13 protein-coding genes are annotated in these 14,652 nt (G+C 38.9%); 7 read left to right on the forward strand and 6 right to left on the reverse strand.

All coding sequences use genetic code 11. The features are described 5' to 3' along the window. The first annotated feature begins 69 nt into the window (after positions 1-69). The 7 genes from murC to AC4IF5_RS17075 all read left to right on the forward strand — a co-directional run bounded on the left by murC (position 70) and on the right by AC4IF5_RS17075 (position 8,951). A complete protein-coding gene (gene murC, locus AC4IF5_RS17045) occupies positions 70-1,428 on the forward strand; it encodes a UDP-N-acetylmuramate--L-alanine ligase (RefSeq protein WP_490736592.1) in 1,359 nt (452 codons plus the stop codon). Positions 1,429-1,493: 65 nt separating this feature from the next. Beyond that, positions 1,494-2,474 (forward strand): cell division protein FtsQ/DivIB, encoded by a 981-nt coding sequence (locus tag AC4IF5_RS17050; RefSeq protein WP_490736594.1) that lies wholly within the window; start codon positions 1,494-1,496, stop codon positions 2,472-2,474. 81 nt (positions 2,475-2,555) lie between these two features. Then, complete coding sequence (gene ftsA / locus AC4IF5_RS17055; RefSeq protein WP_490736595.1) at positions 2,556-3,938, forward strand: cell division protein FtsA; 1,383 nt, start codon at positions 2,556-2,558, stop codon at positions 3,936-3,938. Positions 3,939-4,029: 91 nt separating this feature from the next. Further along, the gene (gene ftsZ / locus AC4IF5_RS17060; RefSeq protein ID WP_490736597.1) at positions 4,030-5,940 is read left to right on the forward strand and encodes a cell division protein FtsZ; all 1,911 of its coding nucleotides are present in this window, start codon (positions 4,030-4,032) and stop codon (positions 5,938-5,940) included. Positions 5,941-6,021: 81 nt separating this feature from the next. After that, a complete protein-coding gene (locus AC4IF5_RS17065; RefSeq protein WP_490736599.1) occupies positions 6,022-6,468 on the forward strand; it encodes a GatB/YqeY domain-containing protein in 447 nt (148 codons plus the stop codon). Between the two features lie 452 nt (positions 6,469-6,920). Continuing rightward, the gene (locus tag AC4IF5_RS17070) at positions 6,921-7,331 is read left to right on the forward strand and encodes a BrxA/BrxB family bacilliredoxin (protein WP_490736601.1); all 411 of its coding nucleotides are present in this window, start codon (positions 6,921-6,923) and stop codon (positions 7,329-7,331) included. Positions 7,332-7,436: 105 nt separating this feature from the next. After that, on the forward strand, positions 7,437-8,951 hold the full coding sequence (locus AC4IF5_RS17075) for a GH3 auxin-responsive promoter family protein (RefSeq protein WP_490736603.1): 1,515 nt from the start codon (positions 7,437-7,439) through the stop codon (positions 8,949-8,951). Positions 8,952-9,074: 123 nt separating this feature from the next. Here AC4IF5_RS17075 and AC4IF5_RS17080 read toward each other — a convergent pair whose 3' ends face one another. The 6 genes from AC4IF5_RS17080 to mutL all read right to left on the reverse strand — a co-directional run bounded on the left by AC4IF5_RS17080 (position 9,075) and on the right by mutL (position 14,518). Continuing rightward, a complete protein-coding gene (locus AC4IF5_RS17080) occupies positions 9,075-9,521 on the reverse strand; it encodes a hypothetical protein (RefSeq protein ID WP_490736605.1) in 447 nt (148 codons plus the stop codon). 31 nt (positions 9,522-9,552) lie between these two features. Continuing rightward, positions 9,553-9,915 carry a hypothetical protein gene (locus AC4IF5_RS17085; RefSeq protein WP_490736607.1) on the reverse strand — a complete coding sequence of 121 codons (363 nt, stop codon included), beginning with the start codon at positions 9,913-9,915 and terminating at the stop codon, positions 9,553-9,555. Positions 9,916-9,919: 4 nt separating this feature from the next. Beyond that, entirely contained in the window at positions 9,920-10,891 is a 972-nt protein-coding gene (locus AC4IF5_RS17090) for an endonuclease/exonuclease/phosphatase family protein (protein WP_490736609.1), read from the reverse strand. Between the two features lie 73 nt (positions 10,892-10,964). Further along, the gene (locus AC4IF5_RS17095) at positions 10,965-11,957 is read right to left on the reverse strand and encodes an endonuclease/exonuclease/phosphatase family protein (protein ID WP_490736611.1); all 993 of its coding nucleotides are present in this window, start codon (positions 11,955-11,957) and stop codon (positions 10,965-10,967) included. Positions 11,958-11,966: 9 nt separating this feature from the next. Further along, positions 11,967-12,722, reverse strand: coding sequence for a rhomboid family intramembrane serine protease (locus tag AC4IF5_RS17100; protein WP_490736613.1), 756 nt, complete (start codon positions 12,720-12,722; stop codon positions 11,967-11,969). Between the two features lie 5 nt (positions 12,723-12,727). Further along, positions 12,728-14,518, reverse strand: coding sequence for a DNA mismatch repair endonuclease MutL (gene mutL, locus AC4IF5_RS17105; RefSeq protein ID WP_490736615.1), 1,791 nt, complete (start codon positions 14,516-14,518; stop codon positions 12,728-12,730). Positions 14,519-14,652: the final 134 nt, after the last annotated feature.

Raw genomic sequence — 14,652 nt, forward strand, 5'->3', positions numbered from 1 at the left:
TGTAGAAAGTATGAATAACAGAAATATTCATCAGTACATTTTACATACATGCAGCAATACAAGAAAGAAATGAACAAGTTACAAACATATCAGACTTTTTACTTCGTTGGAATCGGAGGCATCGGAATGAGCGCATTAGCACGCTACTTTCATGCATCCGGCAAAAAAGTATTGGGCTATGACAAAACCAATACTAAGCTTACTCAGAATCTGATGAATGAAGGTATTGATATTGTTTTTGAAGACCATATTGATGAAAGGATCACATCCCTTCAGAAAGAAGATACGCTGGTGATCTATACCCCTGCAATCAAAACGCTTGGAATTTTAGATTATTTCAATCAAAACCGGTTTGAAGTGCTGAAGCGTGCCAAGGTTTTAGGATTGATCACAGAAAATACAGACTGTATCGCCATAGCAGGAACCCATGGAAAGACAACTACCTCTACCCTGGTGGCCCACTTATGCAAAGAAGCAGATCTTCCTTTCTCATGTTTTTTGGGTGGTATTTCTGAAAATTTTAAATCCAACTTTCTCTATAATGGTTCCACTTACTCTGTAGTAGAAGCTGATGAATATGACAGAAGCTTCCTAAACCTTTCGCCTGACTGGGCGGTAGTGACCTCTACAGATGCTGATCACCTGGATATTTATGGTGATAAAAGCCATATTGAAGAAGGTTTCAGACAGTTCGCTTCTCTGGTTCCTGAAGATAAGCAGCTATTTGTAAGAAAAGGCGTTGAAATCGGAAGAGAACATCAGACCTATGCGGTAAATGAACCTGCGGACTATTATTCGGATAACCTGCGTATGGATCATGATAAAATTTATTTTGACTTCCATACCCCAACAGAAACGATAAAAGATTTTGTCTGGGAGATCCCGGGAATCCATAATGTGGAAAATGCTACGGTAGCATTGGCTATTTTACACAATTTGGGCGCAGATTTTGATACGCTGAAAAAAGCGATTGCCAATTTTAAAGGAATTAAAAGAAGATATACCAAACACATTTATCCAAACGGTAAAATTTATATCGACGATTATGCCCACCACCCTACAGAAATCAACGCTGTAATGGGCTCAATCAAAACATTTTACCCTGATAAAAAGCTACTGGTAGCCTTCCAGCCTCACCTGTTCAGCAGAACAAGAGATTTTGCCGATGGATTTGCAGAAAGCCTGAGCAAAGCAGATCAACTGATTCTGCTAGACATCTACCCTGCAAGAGAGCTTCAGGAAAATTTTGAAGGAATCACCTCAAGCTGGCTGCTGGAAAAAGTAACATTAGATAAAAAAGAGGTATCGGCTTTATCCGATGCTTTTGAAAAAATAAAAGAAAAAGATTTTGATATCCTTCTTACAGTAGGCGCAGGAAATATAGACACCCTGTACGACCCTATCTGTGAATGGATAAGCAAATTGTAAAAATGTAGTAATGTATTAACGTATTCATGAATACATTTTACATCAATACATGAATACAAAAAAATATGAAAAATAAATACAGAATATTAAAAATTGTTGTTACGGTAATCATCCTGGGATTGTTACTGAGTTTCTCATTGAAGAAATTCAGCAGCCAGCAGATTACTGACAATAAGATTTCTGTAAAAATGAATGAGAAGACTCCGGTTTATTTTGTAGATGAAAAAGATATCCGGGAGATCGTAAAAAAAGAAAACCCTTCTGGGAAGGTAGGTAACCTAAATATCCCTTCTTTAGAAAAAAAGATCAACGCTCTTCCGGCAGTTGACAGCGCCAATGTCTATCTGAACTTAAACGGAAAGCTCAATCTGGATATCAGGCAGAGAGTTCCCGTTTTCAGGCTCAACAAAGAAGGGAAAGACTTTTATGTGGATGAAAAAGGAATTGAATTTCCGATTTCAAGGACCTATTCTCACCCATGCATGCTGGTAACAGGAAATGTGAAGCCAGAAGAATATCAAAAGCTGGCAGAGCTGGTTGAAAAGATCGATAAAGATGATTTCAGTAAAAAATTCTTTATTGGAATCTCAAAAAATAAAGACAGCTACAGTCTTCTTACAAGTGAAGGAAATTACAAGGTGGAGATTGGAGATCTTGAAAATATTGATTTTAAGGTAAAAGGATTCAAAACTTTTGTGGAGAAATACCTGGTATATCAGGATCCTCAAAAATACAACATGGTCTCTGTAAAATACCAGAACCAGATTGTAACCACTCTGAACCCTTACTTTAAAGAAAATGACAGTATTTTAAAGGCCGGAAAGCTGGAGCTGGCAAAAGTTCCCTCACCAGCTACTGCTACTCTTAAGAAGACGGACACAAAACCCAAGGCTGCAGAAGTTAAAAAAACTAACCCAAAACCAGTAAAACCGAAAGAGAATACAAAACCAAAAACACAGCAAAAGGAAACAAAAAAACCAGAGAAAAAAACAACGGCCCCGGTACAATCCAAGCCAAAGCCGAAACCCAAGGTGAAAATAGAATAAAAAATCCCAAAGAGAATATAACACAAAGAAGGACACGGTCCTGATCAAAGAAAAAGCAGAAAAAATCAAATCGATATAAAAATGGAAAATCAAGAGTATTCAGTAGGTCTGGACATCGGGACAACAAAGATAGTCGCGATTGTCGGAAGAAGGAATGCACACGGGAAAATAGAAGTTCTCGGTGTAGGAAAAGCTAAAAGTCTTGGTGTTCATAAAGGTATTGTGAATAATATTTCACAGACTATTAATTCAATCAAGGCTGCAGTAACCGAAGCACAATCCAGTGCCGGAGTTCCTATCCGCAAGGTAACGGTAGGTATTGCAGGAAAACACATCCGTTCTCTGCAGCATTCCGATTATATTATGCGTGAACATCCTGATAAATTTATTACAGACGATGACATTGAGGCATTAAAGGATCAGGTAAAAAAGCTGGTCATGCTTCCTGGAGAAGAAATTATCCACGTACTTCCTCAAGAATATAAAGTGGATTCCGAAGGGGAAATTCAGGAACCTGTCGGAATGCACGGAAAACGTTTAGAAGCCAACTTCCATGTTGTAGTGGGGCAGATGGGAAGCATCCGGAATATTGCAAGATGCGTCCGTGAAGCAGGATTAGAGATGGAAGCCCTTACTTTGGAACCTTTAGCGTCTTCAGAAGCTGTTCTTACCAAAGAAGAAAAAGAAGCAGGCGTAGCTATTGTTGATATCGGTGGCGGTACAACGGATATTGCGATCTTTAAAGATAATATCATCCGTCACACTTGTGTCATTCCATACGGAGGCGGTATTATTACGGAAGATATCAAAGAAGGCTGCTCCATTATTGAGAAACATGCAGAACAATTGAAAGTAAAATTCGGTTCGGCTGTTCCCGAATTGGAAAAAGACAGTACTTTTGTCACTATTCCGGGGCTTCATGGAAGACCGGACAAAGAAATTTCTTTGAAAACTCTGGCACAGATCATTAATGCAAGAGTAGAAGAAGTGCTGGAAATGGTCAATACAGAGCTGAAAGCATACGGCGCTTTTGAACAAAAGAAAAAGCTGATTGCCGGAATCGTTCTGACAGGTGGTGGTTCAAACCTGAAGCACCTTCGTCAGCTGGCCAATTATACTACAGGTTTTGACAGCAGAATCGGTTTTGCGAATGAATATATCGCCAACGATAAAAATCAGTACCTGAAAGGCCCTGAATTTGCTACGTCTATTGGGTTGCTGATGGAAAGCTTGAAGATCAGAGACAAAAAACAGAATGCTGACGAAGCAGTCGAAACGGTCGCTGAACAATCGAAACCAGAAGTAGCTGCTATGCAGGCAGAAACGTCTCAACAGGCTCAGCAGACAGCTCCTGTTCAGGAACAGCCTGTAGAGAATGTGCAGCAGGAGAACAGAAAGGCGAAGCTGACTTTCGGGCAGTCGCTTATGGAAAAAGTAAAAAAATTCTTTGAAGAAGTAGAGTAAATTATAAATGATGAATGATAAGCGATAAATGGTTTTTTCCTTATCAATTATCATTAATCAATGATCAATTATAATTATTAAAAGTATAGTTATGGAAAATATAGGTACACAAGGATTTTCATTTGATTTGCCAAAAGGAAATTCATCCATTATAAAAGTAATCGGTGTAGGAGGCGGTGGAAACAACGCTTTGAAGCACATGTACGAAAAAGGGATTCACGGGGTAGATTTCGTGATCTGTAATACAGATGCTCAGACTTTAGATAATAACCCTGTTGCCAATAAAGTTCAGTTGGGAACTTCCATTACGGAAGGTCTGGGAGCCGGTGCTGATCCTGAGGTTGGAGAAAAATCAGCGATCGAAAGCATTGAAGATATCAAGGCTGCAATGGGCCAGAATACCAAAATGGTGTTCATCACTGCCGGAATGGGTGGTGGTACAGGTACCGGAGCTGCTCCTGTCATTGCTAAAGTAGCAAAGGATATGGGTATCTTAACAGTAGGTATCGTTACTGTTCCTTTCAGCTTCGAAGGAAAAAGAAGATTGGAGCAGGCTGAAAACGGTCTGGACAAATTAAGAAACAATGTTGACTCACTTATTGTCATCAACAATGATAAACTAAGACAGCAGTTCGGAAACCTTGGATTCAAGCAGGGGTTTTCAAAAGCCGATGAAGTTTTGACCAATGCCGCAAAAGGTATGGCAGAGGTGATTACAGGTTACTTTGATGTAAACATTGACTTTAGAGATGCTAAATCTGTACTTCAGAACTCTGGTACAGCCCTGATGTCTACAGGTATCGCTTCAGGGGAAAACAAGGCGGAAGAAGCGGTAAGAAAGGCATTGGATTCTCCGTTATTGAATGACAATAAGATCACCGGAGCGAAAAACGTTCTTCTGTTGATCAGAAGTGGTGCTGAAGAAGTGACTATGGATGAGATCGGTGTGATCATGGACCACATCCAGAAAGAAGCAGGAAATACCGCGGATATCATTTTCGGGGTGGGTGCAGATGAAGAACTTGGGGATGCAGTAAGCGTTCTTGTGATCGCTACAGGTTTCTCCAATGACAATAAGAAATTTGCAGGACCTACAGAGAAGATCAGAATCAGTCTTAACGACAGCTTTGAAGCTCCAAAAAACTCTCCTTTTAAAACAAGAGAGGAAAGAGAGTCAGCTCCTGAAACGACACATGATTTCGGAGGGAAAAACCTTTTCAGACTTGATGACGAAGATCATGATACCCCGTTCAATGTAACATCTTCTGAAAAAAAAATGATTATTGAGGAAGAGCAGCCCCGAACAGAAATAAAATTCTTTGATAAAGAGGAAGATACGGTAAACACTCCTGAACAGGGCTGGAGAAATGAAGAAGAGGGCGAGCAGGAATACAGTTTATTTGCTATTGACGAAGAAAGTGAAGACCCGAACGACCTGGAGATCCAGTCTTTCTCATTTGATTTTGAGAACAAGAAAGATGAGCCTCAGTCCGGAAACACATTCAATAATTCTTTTTCAGAGGAAAAACCTATTGAATTCAGCTTCTTTGTAAACGAGCCGGCTAAAAATGAGCCTAAAACAGATTTCGGACAGCCTAAGGCAGAATTCAATGCGCCGCCAAGTGCTGTAGTAGAGCCTGCGCAAAAGATCGAAACGTTCATCCAGAAGCAAGAGGAGCCAAAAGCTGAGACCCAATCAACTTTTGAAGCTAAAACAGAAATTGACGCTCCAAAAACTGAAGAGTCAGAATTCACCTTCGTGAATAAAACGATCGATCAGGAAAGAGTTATTGAAAGAAGAAATAAATTAAAAGAGTTCAATTCCCGCTATCAAAGCTTTGACAGCACAAGTGAATTCGAATCTATTCCTGCTTTCAAAAGAAAAAATATTTCGATCGACGGAACCAATGCCTCAGACCAGAATATCAATACCTATCTGTCTGACAACAATGGTTCTATGCAGATCAAAGAAAACAGATTTTTAAATAAAGATGTAGACTAATGCTTCTGGCAGCTGGCTATTGGCTAATGGCTTTCTTAGCCAAGCTAGCAGCCAGCCGCAAGAAGCCAAAAGCATAAAAATATGAGTTTAGAAAATACTATAAGTGAAGCTATAAAAACGGCGATGAGAGAAAAAGACAGAGTTGCTTTGGATTCTCTTCGTGCTGTAAAATCTCAAATCCTTCTTTTAAAAACTGAAGCCAAAGGGGCTGAAGTTTCTGCGGAGCAGGAAATTGCTATTCTGCAGAGAATGATCAAACAACGTAAAGACTCTTTTGAACAGTTTGCCGCACAGGGGAGACAGGACCTTGCAGAAGTGGAGGAGGCTCAGATGAAAGTAATTGAACAGTTTTTACCAAAGCAGCTTTCTGCAGAAGAATTAGAGACTGAAATTAAAAATATTATTTCCGAAACCGGAGCTGAATCTATCAAAGATTTAGGGAAGGTAATGGGAGCAGCCTCAAAAGCATTAGCCGGAAAATCAGATGGGAAAAGTATCTCTGAAATGGCTAAAAAGCTCCTTTCATAAAGAGGTACGTAATGCGTGTTCAGGTTGATTCCCAAAGCCTGTCAACACGGATCTCAACCATAACTAAGGATATACAACCTTTGCATATCGATTTGATTAGAAGTCCGGGACTGTTCAGTCCCGGACTTCGTTTTTTGGATATTAAAGTTTGTTATTCAACTTAATGAAAAGCTGAAAAAAGAGTTGAGCTACTATCATAAGCAGATAGTATTGAAGAGGTTGATTGCTTGAGGGAAAGCTGTAAATGTTTTTTTCATGGTCATCTGTTTTTCAGAATCATTTCAAATTTAATAAAAAAAATTAATTATTCCTAATTTCAATTCATGTTTTTGCATATATTATTACAATATTAATATTTAGTTAATTTTATATGACTAATCCATTGATAGTTATTATATATTGATCAAACGTAAAGAATTGTTTAACTTTGTACTGATAAAAAAACAAAATATATGTATCCAACAGATTTAGTAATGCCTATGAAGGCTGAGCTTACAGATAAAGGTTTCCAGGATTTAACGACACCTTCTCAGGTAGAAGAAGCTCTAAAACAGCCTGGTACTACATTATTGGTCATCAACTCAGTATGTGGATGTGCTGCAGGAGCTGCAAGACCGGGAGTAGTATATTCTCTGACAGGAGATAAGAAGCCTGACCATTTAACAACTGTTTTTGCAGGATTTGATACTGAAGCAGTGGTTGAAGCAAGAAAACACCTTGCTCCATTCCCACCAAGCTCTCCATGTGTAGCCCTTTTCAAAGATGGTGAATTGGTTCACATGCTGGAAAGACATCACATCGAAGGAAACCCTGCAGGTGCCATTGCAGCTAACCTTCAGGCTGCCTACGACGAGTACTGCTAAGAAATAATATTCTAAATACCAAACCGTTACATATTTTGTAACGGTTTTTTTATTTAATCACAGAAAAAATTCTCAGAAAATTCAAATATCATTATATTTGTTGGAATGGCAACCAAAGCACTTTTCAATACCGTAGTCAACTGGTTCATCCGCCAAAGGATAGACCAGATTCAGAATTTCATGGACCATCCCATTGAAACACAGAAAGGCATTTTATTTTCCCAGCTGTTTCATGCAGAAGATACGGAATATGGTAAACTGTACGGATTCAATTCCATTTCAAGCTATCAGGATTTTAAAAATAAGGTTCCGATCGTAACCTATGAGGATTTTGAGCCTTATATCGAAAAGGCAAGACAGGGACATAAGGATGTAAGCTGGCCGGGACTTATTAAGCATTTTGCCAAATCTTCGGGGACTACCAACGCAAAAAGCAAGTTCATCCCTATCTCAACTGAAAGTCTTGAGTACTGCCATATGAAAGCAGGAAAGGATATGGTCTCCATTTATGCCAACAATCATCCCGAAAACCAGCTTTTTACCAATAAGAACCTTCGCCTGGGAGGAAGTTCTGAACTTTATGCAGATTTTAACACTAAATTTGGAGATCTTTCTGCCATTTTAATCGATAACCTTCCTTTCTGGGTAGAAATTACCACTACCCCAAGCAAAAAGGTTTCTCTGATGTCTGAATGGGAAAGTAAGCTGAAAGCGATCACTTCCGAAGTAAAAAATGAGGATGTGGGAAGCATCCTTGGAGTTCCAAGCTGGATGATGGTTCTTTTACAAAGGGTTTTAAAGGAAACCCATGTAAACAGCATTTCTGAGCTATGGCCTAATCTGGAGGTGTTTTTCCACGGTGGAATCAGTTTTAAACCCTACAGGGAGCAATACAAGCAGATCATCGGAAAAAACATCAATTACTACGAAATTTACAACGCATCCGAAGGGTTCTTCGGGATACAGGACAGATCCAACAGTGATGAGATGCTTCTGATGCTGGATTACGGGATCTTCTATGAGTTTATTCCAATGGATCAGTTCCACTTTTCCAATCCGAAGGTGGTAAGCCTGGAGGACGTTGAGACCGGAAAAAATTACGCCATGGTCATCACTACCAATGGCGGCTTATGGAGATACCTTATTGGCGATACGGTTGTATTTACATCAACCAATCCGTTCAGAATAAAAATAACGGGAAGAACAAAACATTATATCAATGCTTTCGGAGAAGAATTGATGATCACGAATGTAGAATCTGCCCTTTCGAAGGCGTGCGAAGCAACTGGCGCTCAAATTACGGATTTTACCGGGGCTCCGGTCTTTATGAAAGAAAACGAAGGCGGCGCCCACGAGTGGATCTTTGAATTCAGCCAGTATCCGAATGATCTGGAAACTTTTATTGATTGTTTTGATCAGCATTTAAAAACCATCAATTCCGATTACGAAGCAAAAAGATACAACAATATGACCCTTAAAAGGCCTATTGTACACATTGCCAAACATAATCTGTTCTATCACTGGATGGAATCTAAAGGAAAGCTTGGTGGCCAGAATAAGGTTCCCAGACTGAGCAATGACAGAGAGTACATAGATCCCCTGCTGGAGCTCAATAAATAAAAAGGAGACAAGCCTATATCCTAAAAAATGAAAGGATTCTTCAGGAAAACAAATTCCGACTTTCAATCTTTTACATTATAAGCCTAGAAAAAATAAACCGCAGATTAACTGCGGTTTATTTTTTTATTTACTTAAGTCTTCTTTTACTTTTTTAGCAGCTTCCTCTACTTTTGAAGCGCCTTTTCTGGCTGCATCTTTTGCATCTTTACCAACTTCCTGAGCTCCGCTTTTAATATCTTTTCCCACTTTGGCGGCCTCTGTTTTGATATCCTTTCCGGCTTTGTTAAGGTCTTCTTTTGTCTTATCCGCCGTTGCATCAATTTTATCTTTCGCTTTCTGAGCAGCATCGTCAATTTTGTTTCCGGCCGCATCTACTTTTGCCTCAACATCTTCTTTCGCTTTATTAATTTTGGAAGTATCAACAACATCAGAAGGGGTTTCTGTCTCCGTAGTTGTGGTCGTGGTTACTGAACCATCCGCATTTTCTACCTGTTCTGTTTTTGTAGTCGATTTTGTGCAGGCAACAGTGAATACTGAGATCACCAGCGCTGCCAGGATTTGCTTTTTCATATTTTATATCTTTAGGTATATTTTGTTTGATCTATTCTGTTTTGGGTTCTTTTGTGGCTGGCGTATCTGAAATTTTTTGCTTCTTTTCAGCTTCAGCTTTTTTCTTTTCTTCCTCCAGTTTGGCCTTGTTCTCTTTTTCAAGCTCCGCTTTAAGCTTTCTCTCTTCTTCTTCAAGCTTTTTAGCTTTTTTTACAGAGTCCTGGTATTGTGGTGATGACATTCTTATCTTGCGGGCAATATCTACTGAAACAGCTCCTGTCGAGAATGAGTCAACAGCTGTTGTATCATAGTGGATCTTAAGCTCCTGCTCAGCACCAAAGCCTGACGACTCCTTCTTGGAGCAGGCAGTAAGCAGAATTGTAAGAACAAAACCCGCAGACAGTAAATTTTTCATGGAACTAATTTAGCAGAAATTCTGCAATTACAGGATAATGATCCGATAATTTTATAGACTGATCTACTTTATAGCTTAAAGGGATAATCGATTTTGAAGTGAAGATGTAATCAATCCTCAACGGTACTTTATAATCGTGAAAACTGCTCGCGCTCCCCTTTCCGGCAACTAAAAAAGCATCCTGAAGGTCTTTTCCAAGATTGTAGTATTCATAAGAATTGGGTACAGAATTGAAGTCTCCGGCTAAAATTACAGGATAAGGGGACATATCCACTATTTTTCTGATCCTTTTCACCTGATTTTCATGGGCCTGAAAAGTAGGAATCATATGAGAAAGAAGATTAGATACGTTTCCTATTCCCAAAGCATCCAGTTTCGTAAACATTGTTTTATTAAGCCTGAAAGGTTCCAGATATACATTCACGATTCTGATAATCTTTCCATTGATGTCTACATCCGCATAGAAAGAATTTCCGCGGGCATTCTCATCGATCAGCTCGGCCTGTCTTACAATTTTATGTTTTGTTTTGAGGATAACGGAAGGGTATTTTACCAGATCCTGTTTCAGGGCACGGTTCGTATCTTTTTCCTGAACCAGAATGATATCCGCATTCTGCTCTTTAATGTAATTTTTCACCTTATCCCATCCATATTCCCCATATTTTACATTAAAGGTTAAAACTTTTATATCACGGATTGTTTTTATATTTTCTGTTTTGGGAGAGTAATTGACCCATCTTCTGATTGGATTGTAAAAAATAAGAGTACCCAAGGCGAAAGCAACAGCGATTTTTTTTTTTTTGAAGATCCAGACCAGAGTAAGAAGTACATGCGCCGCTATAAGATAGGGGAACAACAGAGAAAGCAGGTTAAGATTGCCCAGAAGATTAGGCGAAATCCACGCATTTCCCAATGTGCACAACAGCAAAACGGCAATAGCGATATGTATAAATAGTAATATCTGGTTTGACTTCATGAAAAAACGGTCTTGGTACTTATATTATTTAGCAAAAATCTTACCAAATTATTAAATGTTAACTTTTTTATGATTATTTATTCTCAATTGAAAATTTTACAATCACAGGATAATGGTCTGAAATTCTGACAGAACGATCGACTTCATAGGAAACCGGCTTCAATGATTTCGAAGAAAAAACATAATCAATCCTGATCGGAAATTTATAATCATGAAAGCTGGTCGCGCTTCCCTTTCCTGCCTTTAAAAATACATCTTCAAGCCCTTCTGCCAGGTGGTAATATTCATAAGAATTAGGAACAGAATTGAAGTCGCCAGCTAATATTACCGGATAAGGCGAGCTGTCAATTGCTTCACGGATCAGCGCCACCTGTTCCTGATGTTTTTTGAAGGTAGGAATAAGTTTTTTTACCACATCTATTACTTTCCTCTCATTAGTATCAGCATCTGTGCCGGGTTTCACCATCTCCTTTTCAAACCGGAACGGGTGAAGATATACATCAATGAATCTGTAAACTTTCCCTTTTATTTCGATATCGACCTGTACGCCTGGTACTCTCTGGTCTTCATCATTGGGCCTTATAATCTTCTCACTGATAATTTTGTGCTTGGTCAGAACCGTAAAAACACCATGTGAATTTACTTTTTGATATCCTTCAAATTTATATACTATACCTGCGTCTTCCTGTAAAAGGATAACATCTGCATTCTGAGATTCAAGATAGGTTCCAATCTCCTCCCTTCCTCTACCTCCTGCTCTCGTATTAAAAGAAACCACTTTTATCTCAGAGCCTTCTTCTTTAGTGGAAGAATAATTTACCCATCGTTTTATAGGATTGATAAATGCCAAACCCGCAAACATGAATATAAAAGCTCTCTTTTTCCAGCTGAAAACCCAAAATACCGTCAGTATAATATATAACGTAATCAGTATCGGGAACCCTAAAGAAAGCAAATTGAACCAAGGGAAAATCTTAGGCGGAATATAGGCATTCAACAAGGTGCCCAGCAGCAGAAATAAAATTCCAAGATGGAGAATCAGGAGTATGAGTCGAATAACCTTCACAAAATTATTTTAATTGAATCTGTACAAATGCTTTTTCCAATTTCGTGCCAACAGCCACCCCACCAGAGCTCCTCCAACGTGGGCAAGGTGAGCAATTCCTCCTCCGTTTCCGGAAATTCCCAGATATACGGACACCACAATAACGATTGGAAGAAGGTATTTTACTTTTATAGGAACCGGAATAAACATGATTCCTATTTTTGAATCTGGATAGAGTGTTGCAAATGCAGCTACAACACCAAAAATAGCTCCGGAAGCTCCCAGCATAGGAGATTTTAACAATGCATAATATTGACTTGATAGTTTTAGTCCTTCGGGTGTTGTAGCACTGATCTTCATATCTCCCACATAATCTATCGCTGCTTTAGGATAGATTTCAGAAGCACTTAATCCTAAACTTTGCAAACCAGAAATAATTTGTTGAGCCTCAACAAAATTCCAAAGGTTGAATAAAAAAAACGAGCCTAATCCACTTGCAAAATACAATAATAAATATCTTTTTTCTCCCACTGACTGTTCTAAAATTGGTCCAAAGCTAAATAATGTAAACATATTGAATAAAATATGCATTAATCCTCCAGGTTCCTTAAGTGGAGCATGCATAAACATATGTGTAATAACCTGCCAAGATTTAAAGTTGGGTGAAAAAGGATAATAACCTACCAAAGAACCATATAATCCCTCAAAAAGGAAATTGGACACCAGGTACACTATAATATTTATAATAATGATGTTCTTTGTAATCGGCGGTATATTGTTAAACATGTTTTTTAAAATTTATTTTTAAAGTCATTAAAGGGAACTTCATAGAAGCATCTTTTCCCATCCGGTAAAAATTCCGGGAAACCTAGTGCTGTAAAGTCTTTGATAAGCTGTTCAGCATCTTTTTTATAGATAAAGTCGAATCTTGACTTCGACTGCATTTTATTCCACTGGTTATGATAATACTGCAAAAACTCTTCTTCTGTTTTATAATCCAGGATCTCAAAAAGGTTTTCCAGGAACTTCATTGCCTGTGTTTCTTTCAGGCCTTCAGGAAGGGAATCTATACGAAGTACGCTTTCATGAGCAATTTTCATGTCAAATCCTAATTCCGGAAGATATTTTTTGATCGAATTGTATTTATTTTTTTCGATCTCGTTCATATGATACTCCAGAGAAAAAAGGAGCGCATGGCTGTTGGTACTTGATTTTCTTGTAGATTTATTGTTTTCTGACACCAATAGTCTGTGCATTCTTCCAAGATCCAGCATCAATGTCACATCACCTTTATTGAAAAGCCAGTATCCGTTAGGGAGCCTCATCAGATCTTCATCGAAATCTTCATCTTCAAATAAATTGATCTTTGAAGGTTCCGCCGTTATGTTCTGGTGGTACATTTCCGTAAGGTTCTGGATCTCTTCAGGGTGTACATTTCTTTCTTCCAAAAACGGATTGTAATCTTTATCTACAATGATTTCAGGCATTTTGATGACACCGGTTCCACCACCACTGTTGCTTTTGCTCGGAATCGGTTTGTTCATCATTTCATCCAGCTCCGGGTCCCTGTCAAAATCAAGGCTTGGAGACACGTTATAAATGCCTAAAGATCTTTTGATCGTTGAACGAAGCAAAGCAAAAATAAGATGCTCATCCTCAAACTTTATTTCCGTTTTCTGCGGATGGATATTCACATCTATTTTCTCCGGATCAAGTTCCAGGAAAAGGAAAAAGGAAGGCACATATCCCGGCTGAAGCAATCCTTCAAACGCTTCCTGTACCGCTTTATTGAAATACGGACTTTTGAAATACCTTCCGTTGACGAAAAGGAACTGCTCACCCCTGGATTTTTTAGCTCCTTCAGGCTTTGCAACAAATCCATGAAGCTTACACCAGATAATATCTTCTTTGATAGGAATCAAAAGCGGCTGCAATTTTCGTCCGAAAACATCGACGATGCGCTGCATCTGGCTTCCTTTCCTTAATCTGAAAACAGCTTCATCATCGTGGAACAAAGAAAACTCCAATCCTTCATGCGCCAGTGCAACACGCTGGAATTCATCGATTACATGTCTGAATTCGATATTATTATTTTTCAGGAATTTTCTTCTGGCAGGAACATTATAGAAAAGATTCTTCACCAAAAAATTTGATCCTTCGGCTGTCTGAGCCGGTTCCTGAAACTGAAATACCCCGCCTTCGATATAAATACTGGTACCGATGGAGGAATCTTTCTGTTTGGTTCTCAGCTCAACCTGGGAAACAGCAGCAATAGATGCCAATGCCTCACCCCGGAAGCCTTTTGTAGAGATCCTAAAGATATCTTCCGTTCCTCTGATCTTGGATGTGGCATGTCTTTCAAATGCCATCCGGGCATCTGTTTCGGACATTCCCTTTCCGTCATCCACCACCTGTATGAGGTTTTTCCCGGCATCCCTGACGATCAATTCAATTTTCGTTGCCTCTGCATCTATAGCGTTTTCCAAAAGTTCCTTCACGATGGACGCAGGTCTCTGCACCACCTCTCCCGCTGCAATTTGGTTGGCTACATGATCCGGTAAAAGCTGAATAATATCTGACATAAAACGTAAATCAACTTACAAAAATAGTCAATGAAAACGGGAATTAAAATACTAAAAACGGGATTTAATATTTAATTATCAACATTTTTGCCCTATTTATCCCCAGCCGTTTTTTTTAATGTTTGTAATAATGG

The sequence above is a fragment of the Chryseobacterium sp. UF-290 genome, from assembly GCF_058245615.1.

What these genes read in the sequence shown, in the direction of transcription:
- murC (WP_490736592.1), top strand. Translation starts at nt 70, where the DNA reads ATGAACAAGTTACAAACATATCAGACTTTTTACTTCGTTGGAATCGGA.
- mutL (WP_490736615.1), bottom strand. Translation starts at nt 14,518, where the DNA reads ATGTCAGATATTATTCAGCTTTTACCGGATCATGTAGCCAACCAAATT.
- AC4IF5_RS17075 (WP_490736603.1), top strand. Translation starts at nt 7,437, where the DNA reads ATGGCAACCAAAGCACTTTTCAATACCGTAGTCAACTGGTTCATCCGC.
- ftsA (WP_490736595.1), top strand. Translation starts at nt 2,556, where the DNA reads ATGGAAAATCAAGAGTATTCAGTAGGTCTGGACATCGGGACAACAAAG.
- AC4IF5_RS17065 (WP_490736599.1), top strand. Translation starts at nt 6,022, where the DNA reads ATGAGTTTAGAAAATACTATAAGTGAAGCTATAAAAACGGCGATGAGA.
- AC4IF5_RS17090 (WP_490736609.1), bottom strand. Translation starts at nt 10,891, where the DNA reads ATGAAGTCAAACCAGATATTACTATTTATACATATCGCTATTGCCGTT.
- ftsZ (WP_490736597.1), top strand. Translation starts at nt 4,030, where the DNA reads ATGGAAAATATAGGTACACAAGGATTTTCATTTGATTTGCCAAAAGGA.
- AC4IF5_RS17100 (WP_490736613.1), bottom strand. Translation starts at nt 12,722, where the DNA reads ATGTTTAACAATATACCGCCGATTACAAAGAACATCATTATTATAAAT.
- AC4IF5_RS17080 (WP_490736605.1), bottom strand. Translation starts at nt 9,521, where the DNA reads ATGAAAAAGCAAATCCTGGCAGCGCTGGTGATCTCAGTATTCACTGTT.
- AC4IF5_RS17070 (WP_490736601.1), top strand. Translation starts at nt 6,921, where the DNA reads ATGTATCCAACAGATTTAGTAATGCCTATGAAGGCTGAGCTTACAGAT.
- AC4IF5_RS17050 (WP_490736594.1), top strand. Translation starts at nt 1,494, where the DNA reads ATGAAAAATAAATACAGAATATTAAAAATTGTTGTTACGGTAATCATC.
- AC4IF5_RS17085 (WP_490736607.1), bottom strand. Translation starts at nt 9,915, where the DNA reads ATGAAAAATTTACTGTCTGCGGGTTTTGTTCTTACAATTCTGCTTACT.